General features: G+C 63.8%; 24 protein-coding genes and 1 tRNA gene. 9 read left to right on the forward strand and 16 right to left on the reverse strand.

Features of this window, described 5'->3' with window-relative positions; genetic code table 11:
- Positions 1-44: 44 nt before the first annotated feature.
- Positions 45-1,313, forward strand: coding sequence for an O-antigen ligase family protein (locus BI327_RS00945; protein ID WP_076857854.1), 1,269 nt, complete (start codon positions 45-47; stop codon positions 1,311-1,313).
- On the opposite strand, the gene BI327_RS00950 is transcribed toward BI327_RS00945, so the two are convergent.
- The gene (locus tag BI327_RS00950) at positions 1,285-1,779 is read right to left on the reverse strand and encodes a MarR family winged helix-turn-helix transcriptional regulator (RefSeq protein ID WP_174683031.1); all 495 of its coding nucleotides are present in this window, start codon (positions 1,777-1,779) and stop codon (positions 1,285-1,287) included. The two genes, BI327_RS00945 and BI327_RS00950, sit on opposite strands and share 29 nt — an antisense overlap.
- Positions 1,780-1,902: 123 nt before the next feature.
- Between BI327_RS00950 and BI327_RS00955 the strand changes: the two genes are divergently transcribed.
- A complete protein-coding gene (locus BI327_RS00955) occupies positions 1,903-3,102 on the forward strand; it encodes an FAD-dependent oxidoreductase (protein ID WP_076859094.1) in 1,200 nt (399 codons plus the stop codon).
- 196 nt (positions 3,103-3,298) lie between these two features.
- On the opposite strand, the gene BI327_RS00960 is transcribed toward BI327_RS00955, so the two are convergent.
- The 3 genes from BI327_RS00960 to BI327_RS00970 all read right to left on the reverse strand — a co-directional run bounded on the left by BI327_RS00960 (position 3,299) and on the right by BI327_RS00970 (position 6,270).
- Positions 3,299-4,474: a saccharopine dehydrogenase family protein gene (locus BI327_RS00960; RefSeq protein ID WP_076857856.1), complete on the reverse strand. Its 1,176-nt coding sequence runs from the start codon at positions 4,472-4,474 to the stop codon at positions 3,299-3,301.
- Between the two features lie 129 nt (positions 4,475-4,603).
- Positions 4,604-5,386 (reverse strand): DUF169 domain-containing protein, encoded by a 783-nt coding sequence (locus BI327_RS00965; RefSeq protein WP_076857858.1) that lies wholly within the window; start codon positions 5,384-5,386, stop codon positions 4,604-4,606.
- 89 nt (positions 5,387-5,475) lie between these two features.
- Positions 5,476-6,270: a YdcF family protein gene (locus BI327_RS00970; protein WP_089025347.1), complete on the reverse strand. Its 795-nt coding sequence runs from the start codon at positions 6,268-6,270 to the stop codon at positions 5,476-5,478.
- A 66-nt stretch (positions 6,271-6,336) separates the two neighbouring features.
- Between BI327_RS00970 and BI327_RS00975 the strand changes: the two genes are divergently transcribed.
- From BI327_RS00975 to BI327_RS00990, 4 genes are all read left to right on the forward strand, one after another.
- Positions 6,337-7,278: an acetamidase/formamidase family protein gene (locus tag BI327_RS00975; protein WP_076857860.1), complete on the forward strand. Its 942-nt coding sequence runs from the start codon at positions 6,337-6,339 to the stop codon at positions 7,276-7,278.
- 87 nt (positions 7,279-7,365) lie between these two features.
- Entirely contained in the window at positions 7,366-9,192 is a 1,827-nt protein-coding gene (locus BI327_RS00980) for an AMP-binding protein (RefSeq protein ID WP_245334674.1), read from the forward strand.
- A 163-nt stretch (positions 9,193-9,355) separates the two neighbouring features.
- A complete protein-coding gene (locus BI327_RS00985; protein ID WP_016844973.1) occupies positions 9,356-9,556 on the forward strand; it encodes a hypothetical protein in 201 nt (66 codons plus the stop codon).
- A gap of 108 nt (positions 9,557-9,664) precedes the next feature.
- Entirely contained in the window at positions 9,665-10,132 is a 468-nt protein-coding gene (locus tag BI327_RS00990; RefSeq protein ID WP_076857864.1) for a GcrA family cell cycle regulator, read from the forward strand.
- 145 nt (positions 10,133-10,277) lie between these two features.
- Here BI327_RS00990 and BI327_RS00995 read toward each other — a convergent pair whose 3' ends face one another.
- From BI327_RS00995 to BI327_RS01005, 3 genes are all read right to left on the reverse strand, one after another.
- Positions 10,278-11,240 (reverse strand): SDR family oxidoreductase, encoded by a 963-nt coding sequence (locus BI327_RS00995; RefSeq protein WP_076857866.1) that lies wholly within the window; start codon positions 11,238-11,240, stop codon positions 10,278-10,280.
- A gap of 445 nt (positions 11,241-11,685) precedes the next feature.
- Positions 11,686-11,865 carry a hypothetical protein gene (locus BI327_RS01000; protein WP_076859096.1) on the reverse strand — a complete coding sequence of 60 codons (180 nt, stop codon included), beginning with the start codon at positions 11,863-11,865 and terminating at the stop codon, positions 11,686-11,688.
- Between the two features lie 509 nt (positions 11,866-12,374).
- Positions 12,375-13,910: a porin gene (locus BI327_RS01005; protein WP_076857868.1), complete on the reverse strand. Its 1,536-nt coding sequence runs from the start codon at positions 13,908-13,910 to the stop codon at positions 12,375-12,377.
- A 454-nt stretch (positions 13,911-14,364) separates the two neighbouring features.
- Between BI327_RS01005 and BI327_RS01010 the strand changes: the two genes are divergently transcribed.
- The gene (locus tag BI327_RS01010; protein WP_076857870.1) at positions 14,365-14,877 is read left to right on the forward strand and encodes a MarR family winged helix-turn-helix transcriptional regulator; all 513 of its coding nucleotides are present in this window, start codon (positions 14,365-14,367) and stop codon (positions 14,875-14,877) included.
- A gap of 104 nt (positions 14,878-14,981) precedes the next feature.
- Here BI327_RS01010 and BI327_RS43015 read toward each other — a convergent pair whose 3' ends face one another.
- From BI327_RS43015 to BI327_RS01050, 8 genes are all read right to left on the reverse strand, one after another.
- Positions 14,982-17,213 (reverse strand): NF038122 family metalloprotease, encoded by a 2,232-nt coding sequence (locus tag BI327_RS43015; RefSeq protein ID WP_245334676.1) that lies wholly within the window; start codon positions 17,211-17,213, stop codon positions 14,982-14,984.
- 432 nt (positions 17,214-17,645) lie between these two features.
- Positions 17,646-17,723, reverse strand: a tRNA-Pro gene (locus BI327_RS01020).
- 123 nt (positions 17,724-17,846) lie between these two features.
- Positions 17,847-18,458, reverse strand: coding sequence for a MerR family transcriptional regulator (locus BI327_RS01025; RefSeq protein WP_076857872.1), 612 nt, complete (start codon positions 18,456-18,458; stop codon positions 17,847-17,849).
- 208 nt (positions 18,459-18,666) lie between these two features.
- Positions 18,667-19,002, reverse strand: a complete 336-nt coding sequence (locus BI327_RS01030; protein WP_035631661.1) for an integration host factor subunit alpha — start codon at positions 19,000-19,002, stop codon at positions 18,667-18,669.
- Between the two features lie 130 nt (positions 19,003-19,132).
- A complete protein-coding gene (locus BI327_RS01035) occupies positions 19,133-20,110 on the reverse strand; it encodes a beta-ketoacyl-ACP synthase III (RefSeq protein WP_076857874.1) in 978 nt (325 codons plus the stop codon).
- Positions 20,107-21,168, reverse strand: a complete 1,062-nt coding sequence (gene plsX / locus BI327_RS01040) for a phosphate acyltransferase PlsX (protein WP_076857876.1) — start codon at positions 21,166-21,168, stop codon at positions 20,107-20,109. The genes BI327_RS01035 and plsX overlap by 4 nt, the downstream gene beginning before the upstream one ends.
- 310 nt (positions 21,169-21,478) lie before the next feature.
- Positions 21,479-22,069, reverse strand: a complete 591-nt coding sequence (locus BI327_RS01045; RefSeq protein WP_076857878.1) for a YceD family protein — start codon at positions 22,067-22,069, stop codon at positions 21,479-21,481.
- Positions 22,066-22,617 (reverse strand): ubiquinol-cytochrome C chaperone family protein, encoded by a 552-nt coding sequence (locus BI327_RS01050; protein ID WP_076857880.1) that lies wholly within the window; start codon positions 22,615-22,617, stop codon positions 22,066-22,068. Before BI327_RS01050 ends, BI327_RS01045 begins: the two co-directional genes overlap by 4 nt.
- Positions 22,618-22,753: 136 nt before the next feature.
- On the opposite strand from BI327_RS01050, the gene BI327_RS01055 reads away from it, so the two are divergent.
- On the forward strand, positions 22,754-23,233 hold the full coding sequence (locus BI327_RS01055) for an outer membrane protein assembly factor BamE (RefSeq protein WP_076859097.1): 480 nt from the start codon (positions 22,754-22,756) through the stop codon (positions 23,231-23,233).
- 121 nt (positions 23,234-23,354) lie between these two features.
- Positions 23,355-24,362 (forward strand): Bug family tripartite tricarboxylate transporter substrate binding protein, encoded by a 1,008-nt coding sequence (locus BI327_RS01060; protein ID WP_076857882.1) that lies wholly within the window; start codon positions 23,355-23,357, stop codon positions 24,360-24,362.
- Between the two features lie 42 nt (positions 24,363-24,404).
- On the opposite strand, the gene BI327_RS42575 is transcribed toward BI327_RS01060, so the two are convergent.
- Entirely contained in the window at positions 24,405-24,560 is a 156-nt protein-coding gene (locus BI327_RS42575; protein ID WP_167350400.1) for a hypothetical protein, read from the reverse strand.
- Between the last annotated feature and the right edge of the window lie 149 nt (positions 24,561-24,709).

The raw sequence follows: 24,709 nt of genomic DNA on the forward strand, positions 1-24,709 counted from the left end.
CGAAGTGTCTATCGTGTGTTTGTACCGAGTTGCGTGAGTATCCGATGGCCTATGCGGCGACAGCCGGGACGTCCCATTCGCTGACATCAGCACCGTCGGGCGTGCTGGCGCTGCAGCGCGCGCTGGTGTGGCTGGCGGGCGCGTCCGGCGCCATCGTGTTCATCGAACCGAGCCCGTACGAACTGGTCACGCTGACCGCCTGCGTGCTGTTCTTCGCCACCGGCCTGCGCATGCGGCTGGTGTTCATGCCGCTGCTGTTCACGCTGATCGTGCTCAATGTCGGCTACAGCATCGGCGCGGTGCCGTTCCTCGACAAGCCGGAGGTGGTGAACTGGATCCTGACCTCCTGGTACATGGCCATCACCGTCATCTTCTTCGCGATGGTGATGTCGGAGGACACCGACGCCCGCCTCGACATGCTGCGCCGCGGCCTGATCGTCGGCGCCATGATCGCCTCGCTCGCGGGCATCGCCGGCTATTTCCACCTGGTGCCCGGCGGCTACGATCTCCTGACGCTGTATGATCGCGCCCGCGGCACCTTCAAGGATCCCAACGTGCTCGGCGCGTTCCTGATCCTGCCGGCGCTGTTCACGCTGCAAAGCGTGGTCTCCGACCGCTTCGGCAAGGCGTTCCGCAATGCGATCGCCTTCGGCATCATCTCGCTGGCGATCCTGCTGTCGTTCTCCCGCGCCGCCTGGGGCGGCCTCGTGATCACCGCGGCCTTCATGCTGGCGCTGATGGTGTTCACCAGCCGCTCGCAGGCGCAGCGCTCGCGCATCATCGTGATGACGCTGATCGCGGCGATCCTGGCCGTGGCGCTGATCGCGGTGCTGCTCTCGATCGGCTCGGTCGCCGACATGTTCAAGCAGCGCGCGAGCTTCGACCAGAGCTATGACGAGGGCCGCTTCGGCCGCTTCGGCCGCCACATCCTCGGCGCACAGATGGCCCTGGAATTGCCGTTCGGCATCGGGCCGCTGCAATTCCACACCTACTTCCCCGAGGACACCCACAACTCCTACCTCAACGCCTTCATGTCGGGCGGCTGGATCTCGGGGGTGTGCTATCCGGCGCTGGTGTTCGTCACCGCGATCATCGGCTTCCGTTACGTGTACACGCGCGTGCCCTGGCAGCGCGGCTATCTCGCGGTGTTCTCGGCGTTCCTCGGCTTCGTCGGGGAGAGCTTCATCATCGATACCGACCATTGGCGGCATTTCTGGATGATGCTGGGCACGATGTGGGGCATGTACGCGGCGGCCGAGCGCTTCCGCGCGGCCTCGCCCGAAGTCATCGGCGAGCCTTCGGCGGCATCTTGAGCTTGGCGCGCTGCTCGGGCGGCGTGTCGATCACGCTCTTCAGCGCGTTGGTCGCCTCCAGCACACCCTTGTAACCGTCATTGGCGAAGCGCAGCAGCAGCCGCAACTCGTCTTCGGTGTAGCCGCTCCAGACCTTGAGCATCGCCTCCTGCATCGGCACGTAGAACTTGCCGATCTCGGCGGCCTTTTCCTCGATCACCGAGATGAAGACCTTGCGGCGGTCGCTCTCGTCCCGCTCGCGGCGCACGTAACCCGCCTTCTCCATCCTGTCGACCACGCCCGTGATGGCGCCTGTGGTCAGCCCGGTTACCTCGGCGAGACGGCCGGCGGTGACCCGCCCTTCGAGCAGCAGGATGTCCATGCACTCCATGTCGGAATTGGAGATTCCGGCAACTTCCGCAACGGCTTGGCCGTACATCACGCCCTGCGCGGACGACCGGCGCATCGCCTCCTCGAGTTCCTGCATCAGCGCATCGCGCGACTTCGCACTTGACAAAGCGGCTCCTATATCTTACTCGCCTAATATCTTATATGCTAAGATAATTAGCAACTAACCTTTCGTAGCCCACACGGATGCATGGAGCAAGGCATGACCTCACGTCCCCGTAAAGCTCTGATCATTGGCGCCGGCATCGCAGGTCCCGTGACCGCGATGTTCCTGACCCGCGCCGGCATCGAGGCCGAACTCTATGAAGCCTGGCCCTATTCCACCGGGATCGGCGGCGGCCTGCAGATCGCGCCCAACGGCATGCACGTGCTGGCCGAGCTTGGCCTCGCCGACGAACTGATCCGCAATGGCTCGATCGCCGAATCCTTCGACTTCTATTCGCAGGGCGGCAAGAAGCTCGGCTCGCTCAATCAGAACATGCAGCAGCGCTTCGGACAGCCTGCCGTGAACATGTGCCGCGCGACGTTGAACGAGACGCTGATCGACAAGGCCTGGGGCTCCAACGTCTCGGTGTTCTTCGAGAAGAAGCTGGTGAAGATCGAGGACCGCGGCGACCAGCCGGTCATTGCCTATTTCAACGACGGCACCACCGCCGAGGGCGATTTCGTGATCGGCGCCGACGGCGTGCATTCGGCGGTGCGGCGGCACGTGATCCCGGACGGGCCGACGCCGTTCGACACCGGCCTGATCGGCTTCGGCGGCTTCGTGCCGCGGGCCATGATCGAGCGTCTGCCGATCGGCCGGAAGGTCGAGACCACGTTCGGGCAGAGCGGCTTCTTCGGCTACGGGCTGTGCAGCCCCGATCCGGACACGGGTGCGATGTGGTGGAGCACGCAGCCGTCGCACGGCATGACCGCGGCCGCCTATCGCCTGCAAAGCCAGGACGCGATCAAGCAGCACCTGCGTGACTTCCACGCCGGCTGGCACGCGCCGATCCCCGAGATCATCGAGGCCGCCGAGAACATCGTGGTGACCGACACGCTCGACGTCGCGACGTTGCCGACCTGGTCGCGCAAGCGCACGCTCCTGATCGGCGACGCCGCACACGCCACCAGTCCGCATGCCGGCCAGGGCGCGTCGCTCGCGCTGGAGGATGCGCTGCGGCTCGGCATCATGATGCGCGACGGCCAGGAGCTCGGCATGACGTTTCAGGCCTTCGAGCACGAGCGGCGCCCGCGCGCCGAGAAGATCGTGGCGATCGCCCGCCGCAACGGTAACAGCAAGCGAGAGTTCAGCCCGACCGGCGCCTGGCTGCGCGATCACATGCTGAAGCTGCTGCTGCCGGTGTCGTCCAAGGGCATGGACTTTATGTACGCGTACAATCCGCGGGCGGCGGCGTAGCCCGAACTGTCATGCCCCGCGAAAGCGGGGCATCCAGTACGCCGCGGCCTATCGGCTCAAGCACAACAGTCTCTGGAATACTGGATCGCCCGGTCCCGTCTTCGCCAAGGCTTCGACGTGGCCACGCATCCCGGCGCGCCGAAGCTTTAGCGGAGGCGGCGAGCCGGGCGATGACACCGAGGAAGGCTGCGAAAAGCTACTTCTCGACCTCGAAGGTGAGCCCGGCGTGATCGACCAGGCGCTTGATCAGTCTACCCTGCATCGCAGCTCCCGGCGTCCAGAAGCCGGCGGCGACGTCGGGCGTATCGCGCAACAGGCAGATCGCGCATTCCGAGATCATCTTCGAGGTTGAGCCGTAGCCGGGATCACGATCGCCCTTGATGCCGGCGCGGACCATGCGGCCGTCGGGCGCCACCGCGAGATAGAGCAGATCGTAGCGGCCGTTCTCGCGCTCTTCCTTTGACGGCCCCTCGCCGGGCTTCGGCGCGCTGGGACCGGTCTTCTCGGAATTCAGCGCCATCACCTTCTTGGCATTGGCCTCGCCCTTCTCGCCCGGACCGGTCAGGACCATCTCGTCGTAGACGAAGTCCTTCCCGTACGGAAAACCCATCAGCATGTTGGAGCGGTGGACGTTGCGGGTGTTGATCAGCGCCATCATGAACGGCGCGGTCCAGGAGTGCAGGTCCTCCTCATAGGCCGGCTTGCTGCCGCGCGGCTGCTTCGCTCCCTCGAAGCCCGGCGTCAGCGCGAAGGGATTGTTGAGGATCGCAACCAGGCTGAGGTCCTTGGCGACCGCATCGAAGGTCGCCTTGGCGCTCGCCGCGGTGCCGCCCGACAGCGTGCCGCGCATGTCGCGCACCCGGCCCTTGACGCGCGGCGCCGGCGCGCCGAACACGCGCTTGGCCTCCTCCTGGACGAAAAAGGCGCCAAGCTCGAACGGCACCGAGTCGAAGCCGCAGGAGAACACGATGCGCGCGCCGCTGGCTTTTGCGGCCGCCTCGTGCTTGTCGATCATCTGCCGCATCCAGACCGGCTCGCCGCAGAGATCGAAATAGTCGGTGCCGCTTTCCACGCAGGCCGCGATCAGCTCGTTGCCGTAGAGCTGATACGGACCGACCGTCGAAATCACGGACTTGGTCTGCGCCAGCATCGCCTTCAGCGATGCAGCATCGCTGGCATCGGCGACGATCAAAGGCGTATCGGCAGGTGCGCCGATCGCGTCACGGACCGAGGCGAGCTTGTCCTTGCTGCGCCCGGCCATCGCCCATTTCAGGCTGCCGTCGCCATAATGCGCCGCGAGATATTCGGCGACCAGCTGTCCGGTGAAGCCGGTCGCACCGTAGACGACGATATCGAGTTTCGACGAGGACATGGATCAGGCTCCCACACAACGAAATTGCCCCGTTTTGTCATTGCGAGCGAAGCGAAGCAATCCATTTCACCGCGCGTGCGGAGCGATGGATTGCATCGTCGCTATCGCTCCTCGCAATGACGCTGGCCCCTACTTCTTGTAGGATACGCCCATGCCGGCGCGCACGTCGGCCTGGATGCCGTAGGGCGCGATCGGGTAGCGCAGGCCGTTCTTGGCGAGCTGCTTCATGCCCGCGATCGCCTTCACCAGATAGGCCGGCGGCAGCGCCATCAGCATCTCCTCGTCGGGCACGCCGCCATAACGGCGCTCGGCGAAGCACGGCAGCGACAGGCTCGGCTCGCCGGTCTTCAGCGCCCGCCCCCACGAGTCGGCGCAGGCGGTTTCGCCGACCACGCCCCACTCGAACTTCTTGTAGCCGGTGTACTGGAGCCCGTTGATCAGGATGATCATCTGGCCCGGCGTCGCATAGACGAGGCAGATGTCGGGCGGATTGAGGCGGCCGCTGGTCAAAGGGCTCACCGCCATCGCCTGGTACTGGCCGTAAGGCACCACGTCGAGCGCCTCCTGGCGCTTGCGCGCGTCTTCTGCCGTGCCGTGCCAGACGCCGACATAGTTCTCGCCGGCCAGCCACTTCTCGTCCTGTGGTGCGAGACCGATCACCGCGCGGCATTGCGCGCCGACCAGATCGTCGCCGGTGATGCCGACGGTCCAGCCGAGCCGCGAGGCCATGCTGACGATCTGATCCGTGGTGTGCACCGCCGACGGGCGGCGGATCTTCGGGATCGCCTCCATCTCCTCGACGCGGGCGAACATCTTGATGCCGATGACCGTGGTCTTCAGCCGCAGCAGGTTGTTCAGATCGGAAACGATCGCGCCGAGGTCGAACTGTTCCGGCGGTGTCTGCTGTTGCATGGCGTGAACTCCCGTGGTCGCGGCTTGGCGCCGCCTGTTGCACCCATGTTAGCCGGAATGGTCGGACGACGCGACAAGTGCCTTACGCCTCAGCGCGGCGCCGGCCCCGGCAGCAGATCATCGGTCTTGCAGGCCAGATGATAGGCCACCAGCCCGATCCACTCCCGTGTGCCGAGATCGGTGCGCGACAGGCCCTCGATCGCAAGCGTCACAGGGCTGAACACGTCGCCGACGCGCCAATCGACCGGATAGGCCTCGACATTGAATCCCGCCTTGCGGAACAGCCCGACCGAGCGCGGCATGTGATAGGCCGACGTGACGAGCAGCCAGCGCTCGCCCGGCTTCGGATCGACCAGCGCCTTGGAGAACTCGGCGTTCTCCACCGTGTTGCGCGAGCGCCGTTCGATGGTCAATCGCGATTTAGGAATCCCGAGACTCTCGAACATCTCGGCGGCATAGTCGGCTTCGCGCGCATCGTTCGAGATCAGGTTGGCGCTGCCGCCGGTGAACACGAGCCGCGCGTTCGGATATCTGCGCGCGAGCGCGGCCGCCGCGATGACGCGATCGGCCGCGCTGCGCACCACCGGCGTGCCATGCGCGACCGAAAGGTCTGCATCGATCGAGCCGCCGAGCACGATGATGCCGTCGGGCGCGCCGCGCGAGGCATCCCATGGCGGGAAGCGCTGCTCCAGTGTGGCGATCAGGACATTACCGAGCGGCGAGAAGCCGCAGATCGCGAGCAGCAGCAGCGCGGCCACCATCAACCTGCGGCCGAGACGGGCAAACCGCGTCAGCAACAGCACGCCGCCGAACACGCCGAGACCGATCAGGAAATTAACCGGCAGCAGCATGATGCCGAGCGTCTTGGAGAGCACAAAAAACAAGGGAAGCCTCTGCGAAGTTCTGCTACAGCGTCATACGCTGCTGGGAAACCAATCAAAAGACGTCACATGACCCATCATCACCTGAAGTCCAGTCCCGAAACCTGCCATTGGGGCTTCTTTGAAGCCAAGCTGAAGCCGGTTCTCACCGTCGCCAGTGGCGACGAGGTCACGATCGAGACCGTCAGCGGCGGCGCCGACGTGGTGCCCGACCGCAGCAAATTCCATGTCCCGCCCGAGCTCGACGACATCCATGCGAAGAGCGAGCGGATGGTGCCCGGGCACATCCTGACCGGCCCGATCGCAGTTGCCGGCGCCGAGCCCGGCGACGTGCTCGAGGTCGATATCCTCGACGTCCAGCTTCGCCAGGACTGGGGTTACAATCTGATCAAGCCGCTGTCCGGCACCCTGCCCGACGATTTCCACGAGACCCGCATCCTCAACATCCCGCTCGATCGCGCCCGCATGGTCGGCCGCATGCCCTGGGGGCTCGACTTGCCGCTGAAGCCGTTCTTCGGCGTGATGGGCGTCTCGCCGCCGCCGGCCTGGGGCCGCATCTCCTCGCTGATCCCGCGCGCGATGGGCGGCAACCTCGACAACAAGGAACTCGGCGCCGGCGCCAAGCTCTATTTGCCGGTGTTCGTACCGGGCGCGCTGTTCTCCTGCGGCGACGGCCATGGCGTGCAGGGCGACGGCGAGGTCTGCGTCACCGCGATCGAGACTGCGCTCACCGGCCGCTTCCGCCTCGCCCTGCGCAAGGATCTCAAGCTTGCCTATCCGCGCGCCGAGACCGCGGACCACTACATGACCATGGCGATGGATCCCGATCTCGACCAGTGCGTGGTGCGGGCGCTGCGCGACATGATCGTGCTGCTCGGCGAGAAGCGCAATCTGTCGCGCGAGGACGCCTACACGCTGTGCAGCCTGGCCGCCGACCTGCGCGTGACGCAGACGGTCAACGGCTCCAAGGGCATTCACTGCATGATCGCCAAATCGGTCGTCCACGGCTGACCGGCGGTCGATAAGCCGCACTTGTGTTCCGCAAGCGCGGCTCGGTACAATCTCCGCCCCAACGAACAAAAATGGACGGGGATGGATATGCTGAAGGACAGGCTTTCGCCGGCCGACGAGGCTGCGCGCGACAAGGAGATGCAGGAGACGCTCGCCGCCTGCCCGCGCATCCTCGATCTCATTGCCCGCGGCTCACAGGCCGCGCCGGACGCCGAAGCCGCGATCTATCTGCGCTCGCCGCTCGATCCGAACCCGGTCGTGCTCTCGAACGATCAGCTGATGGGCACCATCAAGGCGGCCGAGACCTACTTTCGCGGCCAGGGCATCGGCAAGGATGACGCAGTGGCGATCCTGCTGCCGGCCTGTCCGGCGACCGTGGTGGCGATCTTCGGCGCGGCCGCCTGCGGCGTCGCCGAACCGCTCAATCTGCTGTTCACGCGCGATGCGATCGTGGCCCAGCTCAATGCGATCAACGCAAAACTGTTGTTGGCGCCGCCGCCGGGCACACCGGGCGGGCTCTATGAGAGGGTCGAGGGGCTGCAGCGCGAGGTGCCGTCGCTCAAGCGCATCGTGATCGTGCCGCTCGACGGCAGCATTTCGTTCGACGGCCAAGTGCTGCACCCGGATCCCGCCTGGCGCGACGACTACGGCAAGTCCAGGGATACGAGCGAGGCCGACCGTGTCGCGGTGATGCTGCCGACCGGCGGCACCACAGGTCATCCCAAGGTGGCGCGGCTCACCAACCGCGCGATGGTCGCCTCCACCGTCTCGTCGCGCATGGCGCTCGATTTCCACCGCGGCGAACGCGCGATGATCACGATGCCGCTGTTCCATGTCGGCGGCCTGTTCTGCACCACGGCCAATTGCCTGGCGGCCGGCACGACAATGGTCATCCCCGGCCCCGCCGGTGCGCGCGATCCGGCGCTGGTCCGAAACTTCTGGCAGATCATCGAGCAATACCGCATCAACATCGCCGGCAACGTGCCGACGATCCTCGGGGCGTTGGCCGACGTCCCGGTCGCCGACAGCGACATTTCGAGCCTGCGCGTCACCGCCACCGGCGCCTCGATCTGCCCGCCGGAAATCGAGCGGCGTTATCTTGCGACCTGGGGCGGCGTCTGCATCCAGCAACTCTACGGCATGACCGAGCTCGCCGGCGCCATCACCCATGACGTGCACGGCGTGAAGCCGCGCGCCGAGAGCGTCGGCACCCGCAATCCGCTGGTCGAGCTTGCGATCCTCGACGGCGGCAGACTGCATACCGGGCCGTGGCCGTCGCCGGTCGGCGAACTGTTGACGCGCGGGCCTCAGGTGTTCGCCGGCTACGTCGACAAAAAGCAGACCGAGGAAGCGTTCCGCGACGGCTGGCTGCGCACCGGCGACATCTGCCGGATCGACGCCGACGGCTTCGTGTACATCATGGGCCGCGCCAAGGACGTCATCATCCGCGGCGGCCACAACATCGACCCGCGCGCGATCGAGGACGCTGCGCTGGCGTTTCCGGGCGTGGCGCTTGCCGCAGCCGTCGGCCGTCCAGACACCTACGCGGGCGAAGTGCCGATGCTGTTCGTCTCGGCACAGCCCGGCGTCCAGATCGATCCGCAGGCACTCGCGGCCTTCGTGCAGGACAACATTCTGGAGCCACCGGCGCGCCCGCGCGTGGTGCAAGTCATTCCGGAGATGCCGGTCACGCCGGTCGGCAAGATCTTCAAGCCGAAGCTGCGCGAGATCGCCGCCGGCGAGGCCGCGCGCGAGCTGCTCGCGCTGGAGGGGTTGTCCGGCGAAGTCAGTGTCGACGCCATCACCGATCCGTCCCGCGGCCTGTACCTGAGTGTGAAAGCGCCTCCGGACAAGGCGGAAACGGCTGAGCGGCTTCTCAAGAAGTTCCCGGTCAAGGTCGAGCTACGACCATAACCCATTCATATACCTAAATAATCTATCCGCGACGCCGCGCCGGAATTGACCTCCGGCGCGGCGCTCGCATTTTGCAGTCCCCGGCTTGACGGACTGCATCATTCCTAAATAGACTCTAAATAGATACTTTTCAGTACAAGCGTTCAGGGTTAAGCGTTTCTTCATGGCTACGGAAAAGGCCGAAACCGACCGCGTCCCGGTCACGCTGGCGCTCTCGACCATTGGTTATCTCGAGAAGCTGGTGAGACAGGGCACCCACGGCACGAGCGTCCCGGGCGTTGCACGGACACTGATCGAGGAAGGCATTCGACTCGCCATCAAGGACGGGTTGCTTGCAATCCGCGACAACGGACGCACGCCCTAAGAGCATGATCCGGAAAAGTGGAGACCGGTTTTCCGAGAAGATCATGCTCAAGACTTAAGGGGCGCGCGCGTCGGCGCGGCGGTTCAACACAGAACGTGGAACCGTCAGATGATTGTCAACCAAGAGACCTGGACGCCGGAGCGCGTCGACCAACTCAAGATCTATTTTGAAGCCGGCCTCTCCTGCCGTGACATCGCCGTCAATATCGGCGTCAGCCGCAATGCGGTGATCGGCAAGCTGTCGCGGCTGAACCTCACGCGCACGACGCCGGACGAACGCCGGGCCCGGCGCAAGAAATCCGCTGCGCACGCCGCGCAACGAGCGACCGCAAAGCAGCAACTTCGCTTGCTGCAAGCGGTCTACGAACAAGAGCCCGAGGATACGCCGATCGTCAGCGCCAACAGCTGCTCGCTGTTCGAATTGAGCGAGCAGCGCTGCCGCTGGCCGATCAGCAGCCCGGGCGCCGATGATTTCTGCTTCTGCGGCAACACACCGCTCGGCGGCATGCCCTACTGCTCAGGGCATTACCGCCTCGCCTATCAGGCCGGTTCGCGCCAGCGTGCGATGCGAGGGTAGCTTAGTAGCAACACTGGAAGCGCCGATCCCGTCATCCTGAGGAGGCCGCAACGCGGCCGTCTCGAAGGATCGACGGCCGCTAGCCGGGCCGTGCATACTTGGAGACGCGCGTTCCGCGCTCCTCAGCATGACGGCTCCTGCGTGATCAGCCGACCTTCCAACCGGTCGCCGCCACGATGTCCTGATAGAACTCGGGCGTATAGGCCCGTTCCGGCGCTTTGCGCACGTGCTCGTCGAGCAGATGGGCATCGTCGCCGACCAGGATGCGCCAGCGATCGGCCTTCACGCCGTCGAGGATGATCTTGGCGGCGGCAGCAGCCGTGGTCGGCGCCTCGTCGTGGAAGATGCGGGCGCGATCGAGGGCGAGCTGCTGGATGTCGGCATCCGACATCTTGGCGACGTCGATGCCCTGCCCTTGCAGGCGCTGGCGCGCCTGCTTGAGCTCGTCGGGATTGAGCTGATCGGCGCCGTTCTGCACCTTGCGCGAGTTCGACACGATCGAGGTGCCGATGTGGCCGGGCATCACGACCGAGCACTTCACATGCGGTGCGTTGAGCCGGAGATCGTTGATCATCGCCTCGGTGAATCCCTTCACGGCGAATTTCGCGGCGCTGTAGGCGGTGTGCGACACGCCGAGGCCGACCGAGGCCCAGAAGCCGTTGACGCTCGAGGTGTTGACGATATGCGCTTCATCCGCCTTCACCAGCAGCGGCAGGAAGGTGCGGACGCCGAGATAGACGCCGCCCCAACAGATGTTGAAGGTGCGCTCCCACTGCTCGCGCGTGTTGGTGAACAGGCTGCCGCCACCGCCGATGCCGGCATTGTTGAACAGCAGGTGGATCTTGTCGGTCGCCTGCTGCTCGATCAGTTCGTCGCGGAAGCGCTTGTAGTGATCCTCGATCGAAACGTCGGCAACGTGAGTGGTGATGCGCAGGCCCTGCGGCAGCTTCTCGACTTCGCACAGCCGCTTGGTCTCCGCCATCGCCTCGGCCGAGACGTCGCACATCGCGACATTGCATCCCTCGGCAACGAGCTGCCGTGCGAGCTCGCGGCCCATGCCCGTGCCGCCACCGGTGATGACGGCAATCTTTCCGGCAAAATCCTTCATCTGAGATCCGTTCCTTCCCTGCTTCTTCTTCGTTTCGGTTGGACATGGATCGCAGTCCCAACCGCTTGGCTGCGGCACTCTACATCACCGAATTATCGCGCAGCAACGGCGCCCACTCCTCACGCGCAAGTGAGCCGCAGGTGGCGTAACGAATTCATTCCGCACAGCGAACAATCCGACATCGACAATCGGAGACGATGATCGTGAACGTCCTGAACAGATTGGTCGCGACAACGCTGATGGCGATCGCGGCTGGAATGTCGACCGCGTCTCTTGCCGCTGCGGTCACGGCGTCGAAGCGGGGCGACGGCGCCGGTGCAGACGGATCACGCTGATCCGCGATGTTGAAGAGCGCGCTGTTGCCGCGTGTGGGCTGTGACGGTGCCGAGCCAACCCGAACGCCTGTTCGCGAACGTAAGGCTTGCGTCGCAGGCTTGGTCCGGTGCTACTCGGCGGTCTCGATGCGCACCGGCGCACGCCGTCGCAGGACGCCGGTGCAGACGCTCACGGCGAGCTTCAGCAGGCCGCGCCACGAGAAGTCGACGACCACCTCATGGTGCCGCAATCCCTTGCCGCCCTTCACCAGCCCGAGATCCCGTATCAAGCAATAATGGCCGCTGCTCATCCGAGCCAGGCGGCTGTTCTTGAAGCGTCCCATGAATGACGAGAATGCACTGCGGATTGATTCCGTCAAATCTTGACGGCCTCGAATCGACTCGACGGTGTGAGCCCGCCTGCGGGCGGCAATTCGTGATGACCGCGCGTCTCGCGCACCGGCGCAGGCTCCGGACCTTGAATCAAAAACCTCCGGCAGGGCATTGCCGGAGGTTTGGGAGGCTTAGCAGCAAGCTAAGGGCCATCATGCAATGTGTTGGCTTCGCCGTATATAGTTTAGTAGATCAGGTAAGTAAATAAGTTTGCAGACGAATGAATCGCATGGCTCGTCTTCGCGCTTCGCGTGGACCGAAATGACGCAGCGGCAGCCGTTCGCATCCGATGACGCGTTGTCGTCACGCCGACCGGCATCCACCTCGCACGAAATCGCCCCCATCCTCTTCGACTGATTTCTGCCAAAGAAAAACCCCGGCAGTTGCCTGCCGGGGTTCTCTTGGATCTTGATCAGATCAACCGGTATTACCAGTTGCGCTGAGCGCGGAAGAGCATCTGGACGGTGTCCTGATCCTTCAGCTCGTAGGTCGCGGTCGGCTTGCCGATAGAAGCCGACGAAGTGGTGATCGTGCCGGCATACTTCTGATCGAGGTGGACGTAGGTCACGTCGGCCGAGAAGGTCAGGTTCTTGACCGGGGTCCAACGGGTGATCACGCCGATCTGCGAGATGTTGTAGTCGGGGTTGCAGTTGGTCACGCCAGCGCCGCCACCGAAGGCAGTGCGGAACGTGCCACCGACGCCGCCAACGCCGCAGATGAGCGACTTAGCCGTGTCGTTGTACATGACCGACGCGAACGCACCGTAGATACCGGTGTTCCAGTAGGGATCCCAGTTGTGGGTGTACGCACCGCGGAAGCCCCAGGTCTTGATCGACTGCTGCTGACCGTTCAGACCGAACACCGTGTCGGGTGCCGTGCCGAAGCCAACGCTGCCATAGACGCCCGGCAGGCTCGAGCCACCGTAGATGGCGACCGAGCTGGCCTGGCTGGCCAGTTCCTGGATGTTGTAGCGGGTCGCACCGTCGGTGTAGACGCCCTGGATGTTGATGGTGTCACCGGGTCCGGTCGGGATGTTCTTGATCGACAGGGCCAGTGCACCAGCCCAACCCCACTTGTCGTCGGGATGACCGGTCAACTCGGTGCCGCCGTAGTAGGCAGCGTGGTTGTCATGCGCGGCGACCGACGCCTGGAAGATACCCCAAGCCTGGTCGACCTTCAGCGCGGCGACGAAGTCCGGCGCGATCGTGCCGGCGTAGTCGCTCGAACCGTACGCACCACCAACCGCGAGGTTGTTCACGCCAGCCTGCATGTACGCAACCTGGTCCTGCGCCGACAGAGCCAGCGACACGCCGTTGCCGAACTGCGCGGTGTAGGTGAACTGGTTGATGCCGTTGGTGGTGTTCACGCCACCGACGAGACCGTCGTAGTTGTTGCCCGGATAACCGTTCCAGGGAGCAGCGAACTGCGAGACCGCCTTACCCATGGTGAAGCCGGCGAACTGGATGAAGGCGTAGTAGACGCCGACGGTACCAGCCGCGACTGCACCGGCATTGGCGTTGTTCGGCGCCGAAGCGGTACCGATCGCCGAGTAGATGGTCGAGCCGTTGCCCTGGCCGGCGTAGGTGTCAGAGGTCCAAGTGAACACCGCGTCGAAATAGGTGCGGACCACGCCGTACTCGGTCGCGGTGCGCGTATCGATGTTGAAGTCTTCACGCGAACGCCAAGTGTAGCCGTTGGTGAAACGGTTGTTGGCACCGCTGGCGCCGTTGATGTTCGGGCCGTACACGCTGTTGCCGTTCACGACGACGTCAGCACGCAGGTAGCCGCCCAGCTTGATACAGGTATCGGTACCCGGGATGTAGTAGAAGCCCGGACCATAAAGTGAGCAGATCTTCACGTACTCGACCGCTTTGGCCTTGACAGGAAGATCGGCCGCCTGCGCCCCGCCGACCGCGACCAGCGCAGCCGCCGAGCCCAGGATAAGGCTCTTCACCGAATTCATATTAAACCTCCAAGTTGCTCATATGCGGAGAGTCCGAGGCCGCGAGCGCCCCGTGATCCTCCCGCATTGTCCAAGACCGTTTTCCCCAAACCCCGCACCCTCAGATCAATCTGTGGTGTGCGACGGACTTGAACGATCACCGCAACGGGACGATCGAGATTCCCCTACCGCCGGGTTCAATATGCATTGGCAAGTTCGCCAATCAAAATAGTTTATAAAGTCAGGAATGCGAATGCGGCCACACTGTGGCCCGCCGGCAACGCTGCCCGTAAGCCCTTTACCCACAGGGCAAAACTTGTCACACCCCAAATAGTCTAATCGTCACACGACCGTTATAATTACTTTACGTTCACTTGCGTTCGTTGATGGCTTACGGGAAAAATACCGCTGCGGTGCGGGAAACAAGAAATAAATCAGCGCAAAGCTGAGTCGGCACCTGGGGAAGAGGAAAGCTGTGTCAGTGACAAGGAAGGATACGACGCGCCAACGCGCCATCGAACATCTCGACATCATCAAGCGATTCACGCTCGAGATTTCGTCCATCAATTCGCATTTGGAACGGGTCCGTCAGTTCTGGGGCAAGGCGCTTGGCGTCAGCGGTCCGCAATGGATGATTCTCATCGCGATCTCCGATCTCGACAAGGATGACGGGGTGCCGATCAACGTGGTGTCGAAGCTGCTGCACGTCGATCCGTCGTTCGTGACCACCCAGTCCAAGCTGCTCGAGCAGAAGGAACTGCTGCGGCGCGCACCCTCTCCGGCCGACGCGCGCGTGGTCCGCCTGTCGCTGACCGACAAGACCCGAAAGCACCTGGCGGGCCTTGCCGAGCAGCACAAGGCGTTCAAGAAAACCGTCTTCGAGGAGTTCAGCGAGCAGGAGCTGGCCGAGTTCACCGGCAAGCTGGCGATGCTCACCAACCGCCTCGAGAAGGCGTGCCTGATCGTCGCGATGGAAGCCGAGGCCTGAAACAACGACCGCGTTCGGTCCCCGCCCGGACGAGGCGAACTGGAACCCTGGAGCAGACGCTGCACGCGGCTCGCCGGACCGCGTTTGCACTCGGGGGTGTGATTCTAGACGATCTGGAAGCTGCTCTGGTGCGCGAGCAACTGCGCCGTCGTGACATGCTGGAGCGTGATCGTGTCATGGGCAGCATCGGTGATGACCGCGTTGCCCGACGCGTCGTCATGGGTGGCGGCAACCAGGGCGTTGAGATCCGCAAAGACGCTCTTGCTGAAATGCAGCGTATCGGTCGCGGGCGAGAAGTTCGCGAGTGTGACTTGGCCGAAGTTTTCGGCGAACACGAACGTGTCCTGCGCCGCCGCATTGGAGATCTGGTTGCCGGCTTGACCCGACGCCGCCGCGACAACCAATGTTCCTCCGTTCCCGTCACTGGCGAACTGGAAATTGTCTTGCGCATACCCTCCGAGGAAATGCAGCGTGGCGATACTCGAGCCATCGCTCACTGACAGCACGCCGGAGGTATCGTCGAAGCTGGAATGGACGGTGTTGAAATCGATGCCGTGCAAGTCGATCTTGTCGGCCCCCTGACCGCCATCTCCGCTGAACCCGATCATCTGGCCGCTGAACGTGGCTGGCTGTTGCAGATTCAACGTCGTGCCGTCGAAGACCGCCAGTGCTGCGGCATTCGGAGCCGGGTCCGAGGGAACCACATGGACCTGCGCGGCCGAGGCAAAGAACTGATCGGATGCCGCGCCCGCTTGAACCAACGCAGTCCCGGAATATCCAGCCGGCACGACCTGGGTGACGTGATTGCCATCGAACGCGAGTTCGGTGACCTGACCGGCGCTGTTCTGGGTTATTAGTTCCGCTACTCCGGCTGTCATGCTCTTGACGTCATGAACGGGATCGTAGCTTCCCGGCAACAGATTGCTCCCAATCAGCTTGCCTTGATCGAAGTACAGAATGTCGATTTGGCCGGCGGCGGATTGGGTGATCACGTCGGAATGGCCGTCACCATTGACGTCCCCAACTGCGACGACATTCCAAAACGATTGGTTGGTAAGATAGCTCGCGGTCAGGTGGCCTGACGAATTGAACCATAGAAAGTCGATCTGGCCATTCACCTGAGTCACGAAGCCGGGGTTCGCCTGTCCGCTGAAAAAACCTGCGCCCTTGATGTCCGAATAGCTGCCCGCAAGCAGGAGCGATGCAGACAGCTTGCCTCCGGAAAACCAAAGCAGGTCGACCTGGCCATTTGACTGCGTGACGAATTGACTGCTGCCGGTCGAGTCGAAATCAACATCGCCAAGGACTTTCCAGAAGCTCTGGGGAGTGAGCGAAGAGCCGGTCAGATTGCCGGAGCCGTATTGCAAGACGTCGATCTGACCATTCGCAAGCTGGCTCGCAATATTGGTGGTCTGGACGACCGTCGGCGCCGATGTTGCCACCAGGTGAAACCCCAGGGCATCGAGCTGCTGCAGATCAATCGATGTGAGTTTCTGCAACGTGCTGTCGGTGTAATATTCGTTGAAGGGATCGTTTGCACCCTGCACGCCGCTGTTGAGGAAGTCGCTCGGATCCGAGTTCTGGCCGTAGTCCGCGAGCTTCGTGCTGCCTTCGTTCAGGGAGAAATAGGCCGCGGATGTCGGAATACTGTCCGATAACAATCGGACGCCGGTACTGGTGAAGCGGTCGAAATCGAAAATATCCGGTTGTGGTCCGTACGGCACGCGGCCCATGGCGTGGGTGAGTTCGTGAAGCGCGACGCCAACCAGAAGGCCGGGACTGATGTCGGTGGCAAAGGTCAGACTACCGTCGTCGGTCGTCGTGTCGTTCGCGCCGATCACGCCCCAGAGCTTGAGTTGCGCGTTCCACACCGCAACCGAAGACTGACCTTGGATCGACGTTCCGGTCGGCAGCGCGTTGAAGGTCTTGTCGCCCGCCGACGCATTGTTCACCAGGTCAGCCCTGACCGTCGAATAGCTGAGCCACTGTCCATTGTCGGGACCGGCTGCAGCGCCGCCACCCGTGCCGCTGTAATCCACGTTGAAGTTGAGCGTGATCTTGTCGGAGATCGCTGCACTCAAAAGCGCTGCCGCCTGCTCGACTCCTGCTCGGAAGCTGGCTGGCGCCGCCATCGCGGCGGCGTCGAAGATCAGGTTGATCGTCAGCCCGCCGGAGGTCTCCGCGACGACAGAACCTACGCCGCCCGAGCCGGAGCCGCTCACCGCGGCCTGCGCCTCAATCGATTCATCGGGGAGGACGACGGGCGTTGGCGGCGTGCTGTAGGGCGCCGGCGACCCGCTGTCCTGATCCCTCTGCAATCCGGTTGTGGATGTCATCGCTCGTTTCAACCGCTCTATCGAAGCCGATCTCGACGTCCCGCCTCGCGGACGCCGAAGGTTCGGGCGGAGGATGCGCGGTCATCGTTAACCAGCTATTGAGGCTGGCGCTCACGCGCGCATCGCGCAGGAGCAAAGGTTGCTGCCCTCGCAGAAATTCGGGCGCCAAAGCCTTGATTCGGCAGTCGGAATGGCTTGATCCGGCGCACGCCCAGCAAATCCGTAGAACTACCGCCGTGTTCGCACGGCGCGCCGCGACGAGCCGGAAGTTCCTTGAAGTGCGCGCGGCCGGCAGAATTGGAAAATCGCCGCCGCGGCGGGTGACGCAGAGGCGTTGAAGGGTGCAGATGCGAGAGGTAAATCAGCAGCGGAGACGCTGCTCGATCCGTTACGCTTGCCGAAATCCGGATGCCCTGAAATCCGGCCAACTGATGGTCGGAGCGAGAGGATTTGAACCTCCGACCCCTAGTCTCCCAGACTAGTGCGCTAACCGGGCTGCGCCACGCTCCGATGCCGTTCCATTAGCTGCGATCCTGCGTTCGCGCAAGGCAAAGCAGGCCTTTGAGGGCTGCAATCCGGACGCTGGTTCCGATGGCAGGTTGCCTCGACAGGTCTGCCGGGCCGGTCCTTGCCTCAGCCGTCCTTCATCGCCGCGTCGATCATCTGGCGGCAGGCCACCAGCTCCTGCAGCGCGCGTTCGAGCCGCTCGCGATCCGCCGATGGAACGGAGGGCCGCACCGCCGGCGCCGCAGCGGACGCCTTGCCCGGCTGGGGCTTGCCCGGCTGGGCGTGCGCCTTGTAGGTCGACAGGATCGGATCCTCGTCGGGATCGACGAATCGGTAGTCGATGCCCTGCTCGTCGCCGTCGCCCTCCTCGCCGTCGAAATCCAGGCCGTCATTGCTCTCGAGATCATCGGGCTCGGCCATGCTGTTGCCGACCGCCTCCTCGACCGCGCCGAACGAGACAGCCGCGGTCTGGTCGGCGATGCCCTGCACCGACTTGATGCCATGCTCTTTCAGGATCCGCTGCACGCCGCGGATGGTGTAGCCCTCGCCGTAGAGCAGCCGGCGGATGCCCTTGAGCAGGTCGACGTCGTCGGGGCGATAATAGCGGCGGCCGCCGCTGCGCTTCATCGGCTTGATCTGTGCGAAGCGCGTTTCCCAGAACCTCAGCACATGCTGGGGAATATCGAGTTCGTCTGCGACTTCACTGATGGTACGGAACGCATCCGGCGCCTTGTCCAAATGCCCGCTCCTCTGGCTTCAATGCCTGGAGCCTCGTCCGTTCCGATTGAATGGGAACGGGGCTCCAGATGCTGGTTTTGGCGCGTTTTCTTCACGCGAACCGGGTATCCACTTCGCTTGAAAACGCGCTACAGCATGACCCGGAAAAGTGCGAAGCGGCTTTCCGAAAAGATCATGCTCAAACAACAAGCTAAAGCGCGACCGCGCTTTAGTCGGCCTTGCTGCCATCGCCGTTGGTGACGACGTGGCCATTGATCCGCTGCTTCAGGATCGCCGACGGCTTGAACACCATCACACGCCGTGGCGAGATCGGCACCTCGGTGCCGGTCTTCGGATTACGGCCGATACGCTGGCCCTTCTTGCGCACCATGAAGGAGCCGAACGAGGACAGCTTCACCGTCTCGCCCTTTTCCAGGCAATCGGTGATCTCCTTCAGCACCAACTCGACAAACGCCGACGATTCGGTGCGCGACAGACCCACCTTTTGGTAGACCGCCTCACACAAATCGACACGCGTAACTGTTTTTCCGGTTCCCGTGGTCATCGCCTGCCCCGCACTCTCGGCGAACAATTTCTTGACTGAAATTAAAAGCTTAGCGCGCAATGGTCAACAGCGACCAGCATCTGGACGCCGGAAAGATACCAGCAACCTTTCAGCACTGTTTGGCGACGCGCTACCAGCGCACGAGCGCCGAGCCCCAGGTGAAGCCGCCGCCCATCGCCTCGAACAGCACCAGATCGCCCTTCTTGACGCGGCCATCCTTGACGGCGACCGCCAGCGCCAGCGGGATCGAGGCCGCCGAGGTGTTGCCGTGCTTGTCGACCGTCAGGACCACCTTCTGCGGCGCAATATGCAGCTTGTGGGCCGACGCATCGATGATTCGCTTGTTGGCCTGGTGCGGAATGAACCAGTTGATGTCCTCGGCGGTGAAGCCGGTGGCGTTGAACGCATCGACGATCACGTCGGTGATCATGCCGACGGCGTGCTTGAACACCTCGCGGCCCTCCATCCGCAGATGGCCGACCGTCCGGGTCGAGCCGGGACCGCCATCGACGAACAGCTTCGACTTGTGGCGCCCGTCGGAGCGCAGATGCGTCGTCAGCACGCCGCGATCGTCGGTCGTGCCGGACTGCGGCTGCGCCTCCAGCACGACGGCGCCGGCGCCGTCCCCGAACAGCACGCAGGTGCCGCGGTCGTTCCAGTCGAGGATGCGCGAGAAGGTTTCGGCACCGATCACCAGCGCCCGCTTGTGATGGCCGGCGCGCAGGAAATTGTCCGCCGTGGTCAGCGCGAAGACGAAGCCGGAGCACACCGCCTGCAGGTCGAAGGCGACGCCGTGGTTGATGCCGAGCCCGTGCTGGACCGCGACCGCGGTCGCCGGAAAGGTGTTGTCCGGCGTCGAGGTCGCGAGCACGATCAGGTCGATCGACTGCGCGTCGATCTTGGCATCGGCGAGCGCGGCGCGCGCCGCGTTGATCGCGAGATGCGAGGTGAACTCGTCATCGGCGGCGATGTGGCGCTCGCTGATGCCGGTGCGCTGCACGATCCAGTCGTCCGACGTGTCGATCCGGCTGGCCAGTTCGGCATTGGTCAAAACCCGCTCCGGCAGATAGGAGCCGCAGCCGAGCACTACCGAACGTATCGCAGTCACGAGACAGCCTCCTGCGCGGTCTGCGCCTTTACCAGCGCACTGCCGTCGCGATTAAGCATCTGATTGATCTTGGTGAGGAGATCGAAGTGGGCCATCTCATAGCCAACATCGACCGCATAGGCAAAGCCTTCCGCGCTGGCGCCGCCGTGGCTCTTGACCACGACGCCCTTCAGGCCGAGCAGCACGCCGCCATTGCCCTTGTTGGGATCGAGCTTGTCGCGCAGCTTCTGGAATGCGCCGCGGGCCAGCAAATAGCCGATCCGCGCCAGCCAGCTCGACGACATGGCCTCGCGCAACAGCGCGAACATCTGGCGCGCGGTTCCCTCGGCGGCCTTGAGCGCAATGTTGCCGCAGAAACCTTCCGACACGATGACGTCGGCGAGCCCCTTGCCGATGCCGTCGCCCTCGACGAAGCCGATATAGTTGAACTGGGTCGAGTTCATCGCCCGGAGCATTCCGGCCGCCTCGCGGATCTCGTCATGGCCCTTGATCTCCTCGGACCCGATATTGAGCAGGCCGACGGTCGGCCGCTCGAGGTTGAACAGCACGCTCGCCATGGCGCTGCCCATCACGGCCAGCGTCGTCAGGTGGCGGGCATCGCCCCCGATCGTGGCGCCGAGGTCGAGCACGACGGAGTCGCCGCGCAGCGTCGGCCACACCGCTGCGAGCGCCGGACGGTCGACGCCGGGCAGCGTCCGCAGATTGATGCCGCCCATCGCCATCAGCGCGCCGGTATTGCCGGCGGAGACCGCGACGTCGGCCTCGCCGTGCTTCACGGCGTCGATCGCAAGCCACATCGACGAGGCCCGGCGGGTCCGCCGCAGCGCCTGGCTCGGCTTCTCGTCGCCCTTCACCGCGACGTCGGTATGGATCACCTTCGATACCGCCTTCAGCGCCGGATGCTTGGCGAGCTCCGGCTCGATCTGAGCACGGTCACCGACCAGCAGGAATTCACTGTCGGGATGACGGCTCAACGAAATCGCAGCGCCGGGAATGACGACGGAAGCGCCGACATCGCCCCCCATGGCGTCAAGCGCGATTCGAACCTTTTGAGGCATGAACGTCCCGGAAGCCTGCTCTCCCACAGCCCTTCAGACGAAGACCGCGAGCTTGAAGTCACCGCCGTCAACGGCGCGCGGCGGAACACCAACTCGCGTCCCGGCCGGGCCGCGACAATAGCGTGTCCGCGGTCCGACACAACCTCTTGACCACAAACGAGGCAGTGGCCGAACCGTCACGCAATACATCAAAATATACAGGAAATTCATTGTATTTCAATGCATTGTGACACTTATTTGAAGTGGCCACCGACACCGTTCGCACAGGGGTGCAGGCGAGCCATCCCCGCAAATGTGACGAGAGCTCCCCTCAATTGCCCTTCTTGGGCTTCTTGCCGTCAGGCTTTTCCTTCAGCGCCTTCAGCGCCGCAAACGGATGATTTTCCGGATCAGGCGCTTCAACCTCCCGCTCAAAGACCGCATCCACCTTGCGCGGATAGGGGTCTATGCCGAGAAACAGCGCATCGGTGGCGAGCCGGCCGATATCGATGAAGCCGCCGACGATCGGCTCCGGCGGGTCCGGCGTTTCCTCATCGCTCTCCTCGGCGTCGTCGACCAGGTCGGCCATTTGCGGGATCTGCTCGGGCGGCGCGAACACCACATCGATCGGCTCGTCGATCTCGTTCTCGATCGGATCGAGCGTCACGACGCAGGTCTGCCCGATCCTTGCCCGGACCCGGCCAGTGACGTGGTAGCTGCCGTCGCGCTTGGGCTGCAGATCGAACTCGGCCTGCGCGGAGATGACGTCGCGCAGCTCCGCGACTTCGGCCATCGCCTTGCGCGCCGCCTCATCGGCGGTGATTTCGCGATGCAGGCCGGTCTCCGGGATTTGCGCGACGTTGATCAGCACGCGCCAGGGGTCGCGCACTGCATCGCCCCGTCCTGTGCCGCCGCCGCTCATGCCGCACTCCCCGCAGCCTGCGGCACCGGAAAGCGCCACGCGCCCTTGGTCAGCGCCGCGAGATCGGCGCGCGCCAGCTCGGCCATCGCCTCCCTTGCATAGGTGGCGAGCTCGCGGGCCTTGTCGATGTTCTGGCCATTGAGGATGTTCTTGCAGAATGACTGGGCCAAGGCCTCCTCGCCGTCGGTCAGCGCCAGATCATAGGCTGCGGTGCGGCCGTAGAAGGCCTCGCCGAACGCCTGCATGCGCTTCGGCACCGTGAGGTCGCCGACCCCCATTTCGCGGAGATTGTCGTCCATATCGATGCAGAAATGATCGAACAGCGCCTGCGACAGCTCCGCGCCGCCCTGTGCGGATTTGAGTCGCCGCAGCACCAGCCACAGATGCATCAGAAGCAGGTCAAAACGGCCATTAACCGTGTCCGGAACGCTCAAGTCACGGTAAAATAACGGTTCTCGCGCCTGCGTCACGATCATGCCATAGATGGTCTCAATGGTGCTGCGCGCGGGCACCCGGGGTTTTCTGAAGTGATTGAACGGCCAAAGCATGACGGGTTCCGGCTGCCGGTCCCCCGGGGACGCCTGTTGAGGGGTCGCCCGTTGGAGCTCGGCATTATTGCAATCCATTGAGCTGCCCGGTACGTCAATGCCCCGGCCGATGCAAGAGGACGGATCAGATCCGCCGATGAACCACACCCTTCCAAGACAGTCTCGCGCGGCTTCCGCGCGCGGGTTCTTTTCGCGCTTCCGCGCCATCGCGGTCGTTGGCCTCGTGTGCACCGCCGCACTCGGCGGCTGCACCGGTGAACAATTCCAGAAGGGCTACATCCTGCCCGACGGGGCGCTCGAGCAGATTCCGATCGGCGCGAGCCAGGACCAGGTGCTGATCGTGCTCGGCACACCCTCAACGGTCGCAACGCTGGACGGTGAGGTGTTCTATTACATCTCGCAGCGGACCTCGCGCCCGGTCGCCTTCATGAATCAGCGGGTGATCGACCAGCGCGTCATCGCGGTCTATTTCGACAAGAACCGCCAGGTGCGCCGGCTCGCCAATTACGGTCTGAAGGACGGCAAGATCTTCGACTTCGTCAGCCGCACCACGCCGACGTCGGGCCAGGAAATGTCCTACCTGACACCGCTCTTCAAGCTGCTGAGCTTCAACTAGCGCGCGCAAGGCATCGCGCTTTTAGTGCGAAAGAAACTGCGCCAAGTTGTCGCGCTTGCCCGACGGGCAAGCGGTCCCCTAGGCTCGCTCGCAAACAAGAGCCTGAGCAGGGGGTAAGCGCGTGAGAGCCAAGAGATTTTCCCGTCGTACGGTATTGTCGGGCACAGCCGCATTGGCGGCTGCGTCGATCCTGCCGCGCGCCAGCTTAGGGGCCGGCGACTGGCGGCCGACCGAGACGGTGCGGATCATCGTGCCGGCGGCGGCCGGCGGATCGACAGACGTCATGGGGCGGCTGCTGGCGGCACATTTGCAGCCGCTCTGGGGCCAGTCGGTGGTGGTGGAGAATCGCTCCGGCGCCGGCGGCACCATCGGCACGGCTGAGGTCACACGCGCCAAGGGCGACGGCCACACCATCCTGATCGGCAATCCCGGCCCCAACGCGATCGCCTACAGCATCTTCCGCAACCTGACCTACAAGGCCGACCAGTTGCAGGCGGTCTCCAACATGATCCGGATCCCGAACATCGTCTCGGCGCATCCATCGACCGGCATCAAGTCGATCCCCGAATTGATCGCCTATCTGAAGAAGAACCCCGACAAGCTGACCTACGGCTCGTCCGGCACCGGACAGAGCCCTCACCTCACCGGCGCCTGGTTCCTGCAACTCACCGGACTGAAGATGACGCATGTGCCGTTCCGCGGTGCCGGCCCTGCACTGCAGGCCGGGCTCGCCGGTGACATCCAGATCCTGTTCGACAATCTCTATCCGTCGCTGCCGCAGGTGCAGGACGGCAAGCTGAACGGGCTCTGCGTCACCACGACCGACCGCAGTGACTTCGCGCCCAACCTCCCGACCATGCGCGAAGGCGCGCCGGAGCTCGCCAAGTTCGACGTCGCCTCCTGGTTCGGCGTGTTCCTGCCGAAGACCGCGCCCGCGCCCGTGGTCGACGAGCTGAACCGCCAGATCAAGGCGATGCTGGAGCGCGACGACGTCAGGAAGAACATCAGTGGCATGGGCGCGCGCGCCGACTACGGCACGCCGCAGCAATTCTCCGAATTCGTCGATGCCGAGACGAAGAAGTTCGCCGCCATCATCGAGAAGGAAGGCTTGCAGATGGAGGTCAAGTGACGGCCGTCGTCACAATCGATCTGCGGCGCGCTGCGACCAACGCTACGACGACTTGTTGATCTTCTTGACCTTGGCGTCGGTTGCCTCAATCGACATCGCCAGCTCCATGATCGCCTTCGAGAGTAGCTCGATGGCCTCCTTCTGGTCCTGCGACTTGGAGGCGCGGAGCGCATAGTTGCGTGCGGATGAGAGCGACATCGATTGATCTCCGTGTTGTTCGCGTCTGGTTCTAGTCGCATATCGTCGGCGCGCCCACCGTCATTGCGAGGAGCGACAGCGACGAAGCAATCCATGTCTCCGCTTGTGGAGAGGTGGATTGCTTCGCTCCGCTCGCAATGACGTTGCGA

The sequence above is a fragment of the Bradyrhizobium mercantei genome (assembly GCF_001982635.1).
Classification (GTDB): domain Bacteria; phylum Pseudomonadota; class Alphaproteobacteria; order Rhizobiales; family Xanthobacteraceae; genus Bradyrhizobium; species Bradyrhizobium mercantei.